Origin of the sequence: Pseudomonas sp. GL-R-19, from assembly GCF_019956375.1 — a bacterium.
GTDB lineage: Bacteria > Pseudomonadota > Gammaproteobacteria > Pseudomonadales > Pseudomonadaceae > Aquipseudomonas.
Window position 1 is genome coordinate 1 of record NZ_JAHBDJ010000064.1, and the last position, 13159, is coordinate 13159.

General features: G+C 61.7%; 15 protein-coding genes and 1 pseudogene. 11 read left to right on the forward strand and 5 right to left on the reverse strand.

The genetic code is table 11. The features are described from left to right. Positions 1-171 precede the first annotated feature (171 nt). From KGA83_RS30195 to KGA83_RS25335, 3 genes and pseudogenes are all read left to right on the forward strand, one after another. Positions 172-990, forward strand: a pseudogene (locus KGA83_RS30195) (cache domain-containing protein); the annotation flags it as partial. A 102-nt stretch (positions 991-1092) separates the two neighbouring features. Next, positions 1093-1848 (forward strand): methyl-accepting chemotaxis protein, encoded by a 756-nt coding sequence (locus KGA83_RS30200; RefSeq protein WP_371920807.1) that lies wholly within the window; start codon positions 1093-1095, stop codon positions 1846-1848. 115 nt (positions 1849-1963) lie between these two features. Continuing rightward, positions 1964-2125, forward strand: a complete 162-nt coding sequence (locus tag KGA83_RS25335; protein ID WP_108219196.1) for a metallothionein — start codon at positions 1964-1966, stop codon at positions 2123-2125. Positions 2126-2128: 3 nt separating this feature from the next. Here the strand turns inward: KGA83_RS25335 and KGA83_RS25340 are convergent, their stop codons facing one another. Together KGA83_RS25340 and KGA83_RS25345 are read right to left on the reverse strand one after the other, a co-directional pair. Beyond that, positions 2129-2269: a hypothetical protein gene (locus KGA83_RS25340; protein WP_223531155.1), complete on the reverse strand. Its 141-nt coding sequence runs from the start codon at positions 2267-2269 to the stop codon at positions 2129-2131. 34 nt (positions 2270-2303) lie between these two features. Further along, positions 2304-2531, reverse strand: coding sequence for a DUF6555 family protein (locus tag KGA83_RS25345; protein WP_108219197.1), 228 nt, complete (start codon positions 2529-2531; stop codon positions 2304-2306). A 146-nt stretch (positions 2532-2677) separates the two neighbouring features. Between KGA83_RS25345 and KGA83_RS25350 the strand changes: the two genes are divergently transcribed. The 5 genes from KGA83_RS25350 to mnmH all read left to right on the forward strand — a co-directional run bounded on the left by KGA83_RS25350 (position 2678) and on the right by mnmH (position 6948). Then, positions 2678-3457, forward strand: coding sequence for an AraC family transcriptional regulator (locus tag KGA83_RS25350; protein ID WP_115947549.1), 780 nt, complete (start codon positions 2678-2680; stop codon positions 3455-3457). Between the two features lie 106 nt (positions 3458-3563). Then, positions 3564-3737 carry a DUF1427 family protein gene (locus KGA83_RS25355; protein ID WP_108219199.1) on the forward strand — a complete coding sequence of 58 codons (174 nt, stop codon included), beginning with the start codon at positions 3564-3566 and terminating at the stop codon, positions 3735-3737. A 28-nt stretch (positions 3738-3765) separates the two neighbouring features. After that, positions 3766-4722: a zinc-binding alcohol dehydrogenase family protein gene (locus tag KGA83_RS25360; protein WP_115947550.1), complete on the forward strand. Its 957-nt coding sequence runs from the start codon at positions 3766-3768 to the stop codon at positions 4720-4722. An 88-nt stretch (positions 4723-4810) separates the two neighbouring features. Then, positions 4811-5845 (forward strand): selenide, water dikinase SelD, encoded by a 1035-nt coding sequence (gene selD, locus KGA83_RS25365; protein ID WP_115947551.1) that lies wholly within the window; start codon positions 4811-4813, stop codon positions 5843-5845. Further along, complete coding sequence (gene mnmH, locus KGA83_RS25370; protein ID WP_223531151.1) at positions 5845-6948, forward strand: tRNA 2-selenouridine(34) synthase MnmH; 1104 nt, start codon at positions 5845-5847, stop codon at positions 6946-6948. Before selD ends, mnmH begins: the two co-directional genes overlap by 1 nt. A gap of 138 nt (positions 6949-7086) precedes the next feature. Here mnmH and KGA83_RS25375 read toward each other — a convergent pair whose 3' ends face one another. Further along, a complete protein-coding gene (locus KGA83_RS25375; RefSeq protein ID WP_223531152.1) occupies positions 7087-7758 on the reverse strand; it encodes a histidine phosphatase family protein in 672 nt (223 codons plus the stop codon). 363 nt (positions 7759-8121) lie between these two features. Here KGA83_RS25375 and KGA83_RS25380 point away from each other — a divergent pair, with 363 nt between their 5' ends. Beyond that, positions 8122-8832: a glutathione S-transferase family protein gene (locus KGA83_RS25380; RefSeq protein ID WP_108219204.1), complete on the forward strand. Its 711-nt coding sequence runs from the start codon at positions 8122-8124 to the stop codon at positions 8830-8832. Positions 8833-8952: 120 nt separating this feature from the next. On the opposite strand, the gene KGA83_RS25385 is transcribed toward KGA83_RS25380, so the two are convergent. Beyond that, positions 8953-10488, reverse strand: coding sequence for an FAD-dependent oxidoreductase (locus KGA83_RS25385; protein WP_223531153.1), 1536 nt, complete (start codon positions 10486-10488; stop codon positions 8953-8955). Positions 10489-10625: 137 nt separating this feature from the next. Here KGA83_RS25385 and KGA83_RS25390 point away from each other — a divergent pair, with 137 nt between their 5' ends. Further along, positions 10626-11717, forward strand: a complete 1092-nt coding sequence (locus tag KGA83_RS25390) for a DUF1615 domain-containing protein (RefSeq protein WP_108219206.1) — start codon at positions 10626-10628, stop codon at positions 11715-11717. A 77-nt stretch (positions 11718-11794) separates the two neighbouring features. Here KGA83_RS25390 and KGA83_RS25395 read toward each other — a convergent pair whose 3' ends face one another. Continuing rightward, positions 11795-12196, reverse strand: a complete 402-nt coding sequence (locus KGA83_RS25395) for a hypothetical protein (RefSeq protein WP_223531154.1) — start codon at positions 12194-12196, stop codon at positions 11795-11797. A 261-nt stretch (positions 12197-12457) separates the two neighbouring features. Between KGA83_RS25395 and KGA83_RS25400 the strand changes: the two genes are divergently transcribed. After that, a complete protein-coding gene (locus KGA83_RS25400) occupies positions 12458-13081 on the forward strand; it encodes a glutathione S-transferase family protein (protein WP_115947556.1) in 624 nt (207 codons plus the stop codon). Positions 13082-13159 lie beyond the last annotated feature (78 nt).

Below are 13159 nucleotides of genomic sequence, written 5' to 3' on the forward strand. Positions count from 1 at the left end.
GCTCGCGATGGTGTGTCAGCCGACACCAAGGTAGCTGACACACCTTCGCGAGCAGGCTCGCTCCTACAGGGGATCTTCAGTGTCCCTGATGACTGAATTCAACTTTTGATTTGACGTGCCGTTAAAGCTTTCAACCACGCCAACAAAATCAAAAGAGTGAACGTCATGCGCATGAGCCTCAAGGCTAAAGTCCTGTCCCTTGCCGTCCTCCCGGTGTTGCTGTTTGCGCTGGTCATCAGCCTGACCACGCTGTTCATTCTGCAGGATCAGGCGCGCAAGGAAGTGGAGCAGACCCGCGAGCGCCTGCTCAGCGATGCCAAGGCGACCTTGCAAAGCTACGTGGCCGTGGCCATGACCACGATCAAACCGCTCTACGACGCGGCCGCCCCCGGCGATGAGGCGGCGCGGGCCCAGGTGATCAAGCTGCTGTCGAGCATCACCTATGGCAAGGATGGCTACTTCTTCGGCTACGACTCCAACACCGTGCGCCTGTTCAAGGCCAACAGCCCCGAAGGCGTGGGCCAGAGTTTCAAGGACAACCGCGACCCGAACGGTGTCTACGTCAACCGCGACCTGGTGAAAGTCGCCAGGGACGGTACGCACTACCTGCAATACAGCTCGCCCTTGCCCGGCAACACCCAGGTGCTGGTGCCCAAGCTCGGCTACACCGAATACCTGTCGAAGTGGGACATGGCGGTCGGTACCTCGGTCAATCTCGACGGCATCGAAGCGCAAGTGGCGGTGGTCGAGGCCAAGGTCCAGGAGCGCATGCAAGGCATGGTGCTGAGCATCGTCGGCGTGGCGCTCGTGGTGCTGCTGGTGATCGCCGCTGCCGGGATGTTGCTGGCCAACACCATTCTGCGTCCGCTGCATCTGATGAAAGCCAACCTCGACGACATCGCGGCAGGTGAGGGCGACCTGACCCGCCGCTTGACGATCACCAGCCAGGACGAACTCGGTGAACTGGCCGGCTCCTTCAACCGTTTCGTCGACAAGATCCACGGGCTGGTGCGGCAGATCACCGAAATGACCTCGCAACTGACCGGACTGGTGAATCAGGTGTCCGACCAGGCCAACCGTTCGGACCAGGCCATGGAACGCCAGCGTCACGAAACCGATCAGGTGGCCACGGCCATCAACGAAATGTCGGCGGCGGCCCAGGAAGTGGCCAAGAGCGCGCAGAACGCCGCGGTGGCTGCCCAGCAGACCGACGAAGAAGGCCAGGCGGCCAAGCGTGTGGTGGCCGGCAGCATCGAGAAAATTCATGCGCTGGTGGACGACATCCGCAGCAGCGGCGTGTCCCTGGACAGCCTGCAAAAGGACGTGTCGTCGATCGTCAGCGTGCTCGGGGTGATTCGTTCGATTGCCGAGCAGACCAACCTGCTGGCGCTCAACGCGGCCATCGAAGCCGCCCGTGCCGGCGAGGCCGGGCGCGGCTTTGCGGTGGTGGCCGATGAAGTGCGGGCGCTGGCCAGCCGCACGCAAACCAGCACCCAGGAAATCCAGGGCATGATCGACCGCTTGCAGGCCGGTACCCGGTCGGCGGTGGAGGCGATGCGTCGTTCCAGCGAGGCCGGCGACGGCACCTCGGCCCAGGCCAACGAGGCGGGGGCTTCGCTGGACACCATGGCCCAACTGATCGCGACCATCAATTCGATGAACGCGCAGATCGCCAGTGCTGCCGAAGAACAGACCGCCGTGGCCGAAGAGATCAATCGCAGCGTGCATCAGATTGCCGTGGCGGTGGACAGCGTCGCCGACGAAACCCAGCTCGGCGCGCAGACTTCGCGCAGCCTGGCCGACCTCGGTCAGCGCCTGGGCGGTCTGGTCGGGCAGTTCCGGATCTGATTAAAACATTTGTGGCGAGCGAGCTTGCTCGCCACAAAAGATCGCAGCCTGCGGCAGCTCCTACACTTACTGTGTGCATCTGAGCACTGGCGACCACACAAGAGGAGTCAGCCCCATGATTGACCGCGAAAGTATCTGCGATTGCCCGAAATGTTCCTGCAAACTCGGTGAACATCCGATTGCCCGTCACGGCAAGCACTATTGCTGCGAAGCCTGTGCCAAGCATCACGAGCATGGCGAAGCGTGCGCTTCCCAAGGCTGCAAGTGTGCCCACTGAAAATCACGGCACACACAAAAGTGGAGCCTGGTCTGGCTCCACTTCCAGTCCGATCAGGCACTCGGCGCTTTTGCTGATGCTCCCCGATAGCGTGTCCAGACCGTAGTCCAGCCGCGCAGGGCTGCCGACAGGTGTCGCGCTCATTTTCTTTCTGCCCGATCCTGATGGTTGCCAGTGATCAGTTCGTCGGCCGCCACTTGACGTTTTCCACGCCAAATTTTTCCGCCATCGGCTTGCTGGTCTTTTGCACTTTCTCGCGTCCGAAACGGGGGATTCGCCCCACCCCTGCGTCGCAGCTCGCCCAATGCCAGGCTTCTGCGTTATCCATTTTTTCCAGGCGGATAATGAATGATTTCGGAGCGCCATGGAGGGTGTACTCGATGACGAATAATTTTGCATTGTTCATAAAGCTCCGGTTCCTCCCTGTTGTACATAAAAGGATCGCGCGCCATCTGGAAAATTCATTCGGTTTGTCGGACGGCGGCGGTTGCTGGCGACAAGTTCGGTGCCTCGTTACCATGGGGCCTTCCCGCCCCCCAATGAACATAGACCATGGCCCTCGCCGCACCACCTGACCTGAGTGACACCGATGTGCCCGTGCAACCGCTGGCTCGCACCTATCCGCGCGGGTTGTACATCGAACCTCACGAGCACGTCTGGGGCCAGTTGCTGTTTGCGATGAGCGGGGTAATGTGGGTCGAGACGCCGCACGAGGCGCTGGTGGTGCCGCCGCAGCGGGCGGTGTGGTTGCCGCCCGGCGTGCCCCACGGGATTCGCGTGGTGTCCGACCTGCAAATGCGCAATATCTACTTGCGTCCATCCCTGGCGGCGACCCTGGATGACAGCGTGCAAGTCATTGAGGTCGGCGGTTTGCTGCGCGAGCTGATCGTCGGCCTGGTGGAGCAGGGCAACGACGGGCCGCCCGACTATTACGACGCGCTGGTGGGGCTGGCGCTGCTGGAACTCAAGCGCGCCAGGCGTTCGCTGCTGAAAATCCCGCTGCCGGACGATTCCGACCGGCGATTGATGAATTTGTGTCAGGCGGTCATGGCTGCGCCATCACTGGATATTCCTTTCGAACAACATGCAGATAACGCCGGAGCCAGCGTGCGCACCCTGGCGCGGCTGTTCAAGGACGGTCTGGGCATGGGCTTCGCCGAGTGGCGGCGTCAGGTGCAACTGGCGACGGCGGTGGCCGAGTTGATCCAGGGCGTACCGGTCAGTGCGATTGCCCGGGAGCTGGGCTATTCGCCAAGCAGCTTCAGTGACATGTTTCGTCGTGAGCTGGGTGTCGCCCCCTCGCAGTTTCCTGCGGCGCAACGCCAGGACTGAGTTCACAGGCGCCGTGCTTTGGCCGAAATTCAGAAGCACTTGGCCGATGCTCAAAGGTGTCGCCCTCTAGACTCAGCGCATACCTCAATTGCCCCCGGAGTCTGTCATGAACCTCCTCATGTCACTGGCCATCGGTCTGGGCGTCGGTCTGCTCTACGGCGCCCTGGATTTTCGTTCCCCCGCACCCCCGGCAATCGCGTTGGTAGGCCTGCTTGGCATGCTCGCCGGCGAAAAGCTCTGGCCGATGGGCCGAGAACTGGTGGCTGGCTGGGTCTCCTGAACCCTTCCTTTATTCAATGGACACGCCCATGAAAGCTCTGCAATTCGACAAAACCGGTGATCTCTCGGCCCTGCGCTACGTCGAGGTGCCGACCCCCGTGCCCGGCGCCGATGAAGTGCTGGTCGAGATCAAGGCCGCAGGTCTCAACCCCAGCGATGTGAAGAACGTGCTGGGACGTTTTCCCTACACCACCTTGCCGCGAATTCCCGGTCGGGATTTTGCCGGGGTGGTCGTGGCCGGCCCGCAGGCGCTGATCGGCCGGGAAGTCTGGGGCACAGGGCGGGAACTGGGCTTTTTCGCCGACGGTTCCCACGCGCAGTTCGTCAAGTTGCCGGCCAATGGCGTGGCGCTCAAACCCACGCACCTGAGCTTCGCCCAGGCCGCCAGCCTCGGCGTCCCGTACACCACGGCGTGGGATGCGCTGGAGCGCAGCCTGGTGACGGCCGAAAGCCGATTGCTGGTCATCGGTGGCGGGGCGGTCGGCAGTGCCGCGCTGGCTCTGGCCAAGGTGCGTGGTGCCCGGGTGCTGGCGGCCGCGCGACGTCCGGAACAGGTCAAGGACTTGCAGGATCAGGGCTATCAGACCCTGCAACTGGATAAACCCGAAGACCTCGGGGCTCAGGTCAACGCCGTGTTCGCTGGCGGCGCCGACGTGATTTTCGACACCACCGGATTCTGGTTGCCGGCCTCGGTACCCGCCCTGGCCGCGTTCGGCCGTATCGCGATCATCGCAGCGCCCGTGGACGGTCACGTGCAGTTGCCGGCCTTGGCGTTGTATCGCAAGGGTGGCTCAGTGGTGGGGATCAACTCGTTGCTGTACGGGGTACAGGCCTGTGCGGCGATGCTCGAGCAGTTCGGCAAGTTTTTCGATCAGGATCTGTTGCCGTTGCCCCAGGGCCTGTTCGAGTCGCCTTTGGCTGAAGGCCTGGAGCGTTATGCCGAAGTGAATCAAGGCAGCGGTGACAAGGTGATTCTGCTGCCATAACCGCTCCCACAATGTCCGCAGCCGCGCAACGCCTTGCGCCGGCCTCGCTCTGTTAGAATCGGCCCCATTGACCCAATGAGGTGCCCCCATGAGCGAACCGATTCGCCTGACCCAGTACAGCCATGGCGCTGGATGCGGTTGCAAGATTTCCCCCCAGGTGCTGGAAGTGATCCTGGCCGGCAGCGGGGCGCAGAACCTCGACCCGAAACTCTGGGTCGGCAACGCCTCGCGCGACGACGCGGCGGTGTATGCCATCGACGAAGAACGCGGCGTGGTCTCGACCACCGACTTTTTCATGCCGATCGTCGACGATCCCTTCGATTTCGGCCGAATTGCTGCCACCAATGCCATCAGCGACATCTATGCGATGGGCGGCGATCCGTTGATGGCGATTGCGATTCTGGGCTGGCCGGTGAACGTGCTGGCCCCGGAAGTTGCCCGGGAGGTGATACGCGGCGGCCGTGCGGTGTGTGACGAGGCGGGCATCCCGCTGGCAGGCGGGCACTCCATCGACGCGCCAGAACCGATCTTTGGCCTGGCCGTCACCGGTCTGGTGGAAAAGCGCCACATGAAGCGCAACGACACCGCCACCGCCGGTTGCCTGCTCTACCTCACCAAGCCCCTGGGCATCGGCATCCTCACCACCGCCGAGAAAAAGGGCAAATTGCGCAGCGCCGACATCGGCCTGGCCCGGGACTGGATGTGCACCCTGAACAAACCCGGCAGCCGCTTCGGCAAGCTCGACGGCGTGACCGCGATGACCGACGTCACCGGTTTCGGCCTGCTCGGGCACCTGGTGGAAATGGCCGACGGCAGCCAGCTCACGGCGCGCATTGAATATGACCGCGTACCGCGCCTGCCGGGGGTCGAATATTACCTGGAACAGGGCTGCATACCGGGCGGGACGCTGCGCAATTTCGACAGCTACGCCAGCAAACTCGGACGCCTTCAGGAACTGCACAAACGCGTGCTCTGCGACCCGCAGACCAGCGGCGGCCTGCTGATTGCCGTGACGCCCGAAGGCCGCGAGCAATTCCTTTCTGTGGCCGCTGAGCTGGGCCTGAGCCTGGAACCGATCGGTGAACTGGTCGAGCGACAGAGCAACGCGGTCGAGGTGTTTTGATGTCTGTCGATTACACCGATTACCGCGGCATCTTCCTCAACGACCGGCCCATGATGGACACCCGCGCGCCGGTCGAATTCGACAAGGGCGCGTTTCCCGGCGTGATCAACCTGCCGTTGATGAATGACCATGAACGCCAGCGGGTCGGTACCTGCTACAAGCAGCACGGTCAGCAAGCGGCCATTGTGCTGGGGCATCAACTGGTGTCGGGCGCGGTCAAGGCCGAACGCATCCAGGCCTGGGCCGATTTTGCCCGGGCGCATCCGGATGGATTGCTGTATTGCTTTCGCGGCGGCCTGCGCTCGCAGATTGTCCAGCAATGGCTCAAGGACGAGGCCGGCATCGACTATCCACGGGTGGGCGGCGGCTACAAGGCCATGCGCACCTTCCTGCTGGACACCCTCGATCAAGCCGTGGCCCAGTGCGATTTCGTCCTGTTGGGCGGGATGACCGGCACCGGCAAGACCGAGGTGCTCACGCAACTGAACAACGGCGTGGACCTTGAAGGTCATGCCAACCATCGCGGCTCCAGTTTCGGCAAGCGCGCCACGGGCCAACCCTCGAATATCGACTTCGAAAACCGCCTGGCCGTGGACGTGCTGAAAAAACGCGCCCGGGGCATCGAGCAGTTCGTATTGGAAGACGAAAGCCGTGCGGTGGGCAGTTGTGCGCTGCCGTTGCCGCTGTACCAGGGCATGCAGCAGTTCCCGATGGTCTGGCTGGAAGACAGCTTTGAGGGTCGGGTCGAGCGGATCCTGCGCGACTACGTGGTGGATCTGTGCGCCGAATTCATCGGCGTGCATGGCGAGGAGGGCTTTGCGCTGTTTTCCGAGCGGTTGCTGGCGAGCCTGAACAATGTGCAGAAACGCCTGGGCGGCGAACGTCATCGGCGCCTGCTGGCTTTGATGGAAGAGGCATTGGCGGAGCAGGCCCGCAGTGGCGCGGTGGATCTGCACCGGGACTGGATCGAAGGGTTGCTGCGCGAGTATTACGATCCGATGTATGCGTTCCAGCGCGAGAAGAAAGACGCACGGATCGAGTTTTCCGGGGAGCGGGGGGCGGTGCTTGAGTATTTGCGCGAGCGAGTAAATCAGAAGGGTTGAAGTTGTTTTTGCTGGCCCCTTCGCGAGCAGGCTCGCTCCTACAGTCGATCTTCATCAAACACAGGTTTTGTGTTCGACGCAGATCCAGTGTAGGAGCGAGCCTGCTCGCGATGAGGTCCGATCAATCGACACACAACCTCAGGTCGGGCAAGTCTGAGAGCCATTATCCAGCCCTTGCTTGTACACATGGCTCTGCAAACTGGCCTTGCCGTCGTGCCAGGTCAGGGTCAGCACATACAGCGAGTCGTAATCACTGGACTCCCAGTCGTCGATGATCTTCGCATCCCGGCCGGTGGCTTCGCCGGCCACCGTGTTGATCAGCTCCGGCAGGTAGCCGTGGGACCAGGCGGTGTAGATGACCGAGTTGTGATACTTGCCCTGGAGCAGTTCTTCGGCCAGGTCATCGGTGTCGTTGGCGGAAAAATTGATGTTCACCGGCAGGCCCAGCTTGATGGCGGCGGGGCTGATGGTCATCAGGGGGCGGATGTAACTGTAGGAATTGTCGAACTCGCCTTCCTCGACGTTACGGGTCGGGTTGGCCGCAAACACATAGTTGGCGTTGCCGAACTTTTCCGGCAGCAGCGTCGCCAGGCCGATGGCGCGGTTCAGGCCCTGGCAATTGAGCTGGCCCAGGCCGCCGGCGGGTTTTTCCCCGTGGCGCAGGAAGACCAGCGTCTGGGTGCCATCCATCGGTTGGGCGCGGCTAGGGCCAGACTCCAGCGACAGGAACAACGCGCTGACTACCAACAAGGCGGGCAACAAAAGGTAAACGCGATGTTTAAAGCGTTGGGCAAAATTGAACAGGTTCATGAATAAAGGGATCTTCAGCACTATTCGGTTAAGGCTGACAAACCTTTACACCACGATTTGCCTGGTGCTTTCCATGTCGTTGAAACCGGTCCGTTTTCAAAGGAGTGGTGCTCTGAGTCCCCTGAACCCGTTTGGTTCGATTCCGGCCAAAAGCGCAGCAATGTACCGGTAACCTTCAACGGGTTGCAGCGAAGGATATCGACAGGATGTTTCGAATTTTTGGCTAAGGTACACCGGATGGTGTTGAAACCGGTCGTGATCTCTTTTGATCTCCTCTATCAGCGAGATTGATGGCTTCAAGGGATCGCTGAGTGGATATCTACATTATGATCGTCACTCTCAATGTCTTCGTGGATCCAGCCCATGACCGATTTGTCCGCATTCCCCATCACCCGCAAATGGCCTGCCCAATACCCGGAGTGGATTCAGCTGTACTCCTTGCCGACCCCCAACGGCGTTAAGGTCTCGATCATGCTCGAAGAGATCGGCCTGCCTTATGAACCGCACCGGGTAGGCTTCGACACCAATGACCAGATGTCCCCGGAATTCCTGTCGTTGAACCCCAACAACAAGATCCCGGCGATCCTCGACCCCCACGGTCCGGACGACCGGCCGTTGGCGCTGTTCGAGTCGGGGGCGATCCTGATCTACCTGGCCGACAAGAGCGGGCAATTGCTGGCCCAGGAATCGGCTGCGCGCTACGAAACGATCCAGTGGCTGATGTTCCAGATGGGCGGCATTGGGCCGATGTTTGGCCAGCTCGGGTTTTTCAACAAATTCGCCGGCAAGGACTACGAAGACAAGCGCCCCCGTGACCGCTACGTCGAGGAGAGCAGACGCCTGCTCAAGGTGCTCGACGGCCGGCTTGAAGGGCGCGACTGGATCATGGGCGAGCGCTACACCATCGCCGACATCGCCACCTTCCCGTGGGTGCGCAACCTGATCGGCTTCTACGAGGCCGGCGATCTGGTGGGCATTCAGAATTTCCCTAATGTCACGCGGGTGCTGGAGCGGTTCCTGGCACGGCCAGCGGTGATGCGCGGGTTGCAGATTCCGAGCCCGGTCGCGAGCTGATCCACCGCAAAACCTGTGGGAGCGAGCCTGCTCGCGAAGAGGCCGGCACATTCAACATCCATGTCGTCTGGCACTCCGCTTTCGCGAGCAGGCTCGCTCCCACAAGGTGATGTTGTGTTCTCAGGGAGTGCCAAAAAACGGCCGGATCCCGTGGTCACGGAAGTACCGTTCGATCACTTTCGGGTCCGCACATGTCTCGGCAATCGCCACGTAGGTATCGGGCCGCAGCAGATAAAAGCCGTTGCGCCCCAGGTTTGCCGCTTCGAACGCCGGCCGCCAGTCGAACACATGCAGCGGTAGGTGGTGCTCGTGGCACCAGGCGATCATCTCGTCGCTGGTGTCGCCATAGACATGCACTTGCCAGGTCAGGCATTTCAGCGACTCAAAGTTATCCCCCTCACCGTCATGGGCCCAGGGCAGGCGATCGCCGCCATGCACGTGCCCGGCAACGCCCGTGCTCAATGGCATGCCCCGATAATTCAGGGTGATCTGCGACACCGTGCGAAACAGGAACTGACGGGAGGTTTCGAACGAGGTCATTTTCGGTAACAAGAACGGGGCCAGGCGCGTACGCAGCAAATCGGCAATCGGCCCGTCGGCGGTGACGAAGGTGAAGACCCGGTCGGTGGTGGCCACCAGTTTGCGGGCGAAGGCGATGCGCTCGGTTTCATAGGTGTCGAGCAGTCTGGCCTCGGCACCGCCGCTCAACACGGCCGCGAGTTTCCAGGCCAGGTTGATGGCGTCGCCGATCCCGGTGTTCATGCCCTGGCCGCCCGCAGGACTATGGACGTGGGCAGCATCGCCCAGCAAAAACGCCCGGCCGTCGCGGAAGTGATCCGCCACCCGGTGATGCACGCGGTAGGTCGAAAACCAGTTCAGTTGCTCGATTTTCACCTTCATGTGCTCGATGGCCCGGCTGCTGACGTCCTCGAAGCGCAGGGTCTCGGCGTGTTCGGCGCGTTCGTCGCGCACCGTGCCGATCAAGCGCGCGCGACCACCGCTTCCCAGTGGGAACACGGCGAGGAAGTCCGCCTCATCGAGATCCACATGCAATTCGCCGTTGAATGTCGGGCCGCTGCCCTGCACGTCGGCGACGTAGAAAATCTGTTGGTAAGTCCCGCCGGGAAACCCGGTGTCGAGGGTCTTGCGCACAATCGACCGGGCACCGTCGCACCCGGCCAGGTAACAGGCCTGGCAGATTTCCTGTTGACCGTCAGGCAGGTGCAGCGTGGCCGTAATGCCGTCTGCGGTTTGCTCGAAACCTGTCAGTTCGGTGTTGCGTTCCACCGTGATACCGAAGGCTTCCAGGCGCTCGATCAGCAGCCGTTCGTGTTCGTCCTGCGGGAAGATTTCGAGAAACGAGTAGGGCGTCAGGCCCTCACCGATCTGAGACAGGGGCAGGTGCGCCACGGGCTCACCCTTGACCCAGAAGTTGCCGGCCTTTACTTGATGGCCGTTTTGCACCACGGCGTCGTCCAGTCCGAGCTGGCGATACAACTCCAGCGTCCGTGCCTGGACGGCCAGCGCCCGGGAGGTTGTGCCGGGGGCGGAGGTTTTGTCGACGATCCGCACGCGCACGCCCAGTTTGCTCAGCCACAACGCCAGGACCAGCCCGGTCGGGCCGGCGCCGACGATCAACACGTCGCTGCGGTGCATGAACCTGTCCTCCTCGCTATGTGGAACAAGTATGGTCCAGTCGGGGAGGGCGGCAACCATCGGACTGCCATGGCCGTAGCCGCTGACCTGCCATTGGTCGTATGGTTGGCCCGGACCAACGGATCAGATGGAACGACATGCAAATCAGATTGATCACAAGCGTCGCCGTGTTGCTGGTTTTGACCGGTTGCGGCAGTCAGCGGACCCAGGAGTCGACGACGCGCACCCCGGCCCAAGTGAAGGCAGAGATTGTGCGTTTGCTGCCGGCGAAAGCTGCCGATCCCCAGGGTTGGGCCACGGATATCCAGGTGGCGTTTACCGCGCAAGACATCTCGCCGACCACGCAAAACCTGTGCTCGGTGCTGGCCGTGACCGAACAGGAGTCAACCTTTCAGGTCGATCCGGGCGTACCGGGCCTGGGCAAGATCGCCCGCGACGAGATCGACCGCCGCGCCGCCAGGGCACACATTCCCGGCCTGCTGGTGAACGGTGCGTTAATGCTCGATTCGCCCAACGGCAAAAGCTACAGCGACCGCCTGAACGCCGCGCGCAGTGAAAAGGAACTGAGCGCGATTTTCGACGACTTCATCGACATGGTGCCGATGGGAAAAAAACTGTTCGGCGGCTTCAACCCGGTGCATACCGGCGGGCCGATGCAGGTCGGCATCGATTTTGCCGAGCAGCAGGCCAAGGGCTATCCGTATCCGGTGAAGGGTTCGATTCGCCATGAAGTGTTCACCCGGCGCGGCGGCATGTATTTCGGCATCGCGCATCTGCTTGGGTACCCGGTGAGCTACCCGCAGCCGCTGTACCGTTTTGCGGACTTCAACGCGGGTTGGTACGCCAGCCGTAACGCCGCGTTTCAGAACGCAGTGAGCCGGGCGTCCGGTATCCCGTTGGCGCTGGATGGCGATCTGGTGAACTACGGTTCGATCATGCCCGGCACCACGGAACTGGCCGTGCGCACCCTCGGCAAGCAACTGGACCTGCGCAATCCGACGATCCGCGAGCAATTGGAAGAGGGGAAAACCCTGGCGTTCGAAGACAGCAAACTCTATCGGCGGGTTTTCGAGCTGGCCGAACGGGCCGAGGGCCGGCCGTTACCCCGTGAGGTGTTGCCCGGGATCGTGCTGCAAAGCCCGAAAATCACCCGCAAACTCACCACCGCGTGGTTCGCCAAACGGGTCGATGAACGTTACCAGCGCTGCATGGCGCGGGCAGGGAAGTAATTGCGGTGCAAAAAAAGCATAAAAAACCCGGCGGGTGAGGCCGGGTTTTCGTCGAGTCCTGCGGTAAAGCACTGCATTCAGACAGCGCGGCTTTCGATCAGACGATCCGAACCGCCTTCAGCGACGCGGTTTTCCAGGAGTTTGTCGGAACCGCCTTCGGCGACGCGGTTTTCCAGGAGTTTGTCGGAACCGCCTTCGGCAACACGGTTTTGCAGGAGCTTGTCGGAGCCGCCTTCGGCAACGCGGTTTTCCAGGAGTTTGTCGGAACCGCCTTCGGCAACGCGATTTTGCAGCAGTTTGTCGGAGCCACCTTCAGCCACACGATTCTCGATCAGGCGATCGGAACCACCCTCGGCCACACGGCTTTCAATCAGACGATCCGAGCCGCCTTCAGCGACCACAGGTTGAGCAGAGGTAGCGGCGAAAGCGTTAACTGCGAAAACCGAGAAAGCGATGCTGAGGAGGGTCTGGCGTTTCATGATGGAGTGCTCCGGGGTGCTTGTGGGTGGGTATGGAGCAGATGTTACGCCGGGGATTTTTTAAGAGAACTTCATTGAGGTGATGGTGAGTATCGACGGCAATGATAGGGGCTGCGTCATACCTATTGTGAGCGTGATGATGCGATCGTCGGATGGCCGCGATGTGTCGGTTGGCGGCTTCTACACTGGATAGCTGGCGCGTTCCTCTGCCGGGACGGATGATGAGGCACTGCAGAGATCGCGGTGTGAAAGGAGACGTTTATGTACCAGCTCTACGGTTATCAGAACTCCGGTGCGGCGGCCATCGAAGCCGCCCTTGAACTCTGTGATGTTCCTTATCGCTTCATCGATGTCGAGGCGTCTGCAGAGGCGGCCCAGGCGCTGGAGAAACTCAACCCGCTCAAACAGATTCCGACCCTGCAGCTACCCGATGGCGGCGTCCTGACCGAGAGCGCGGCGATCCTGATTCACCTCGGGCTGACCTTTCCCGCGTCGGGGTTGTTGCCGTCAGACCCGGCCGAGCGGGCCCAGGCCATTCGCGGCATGGCGTACATCGTCAGCAATTGCTATGCGGCCATCGGCATCATCGATTACCCCGAACGCTGGCTGGCCGAGGCGGATGAGTCGTCCAGGCACAACCTCATGGAGGGCGCCCGCCGGCGCCTGCACTGGAGTTGGGAGGTGTTTGCCGATCAGTTCTCGGGCGAGTTGTACCTGGGCAGCGAGAAGCCAGGGGCGCTGGATGTGCTGGCGGCGGTGATCTCGCGATGGGCGGGTAGTCGGGAGCATTTGCGTAATGCCAGGCCCGGTTTTTTCGCCTGGCTGGAACGCATCGACCGCTACCCGGCGCTGACGCCGGTATTCGCCCGGCATTGGCCAGCCTGAACACCCAACCCCCCCTGTAGGAGCGAGCCTGCTCGCGATGGCGGCTTATCATTCAACATCTAAGTGACTGACATACCG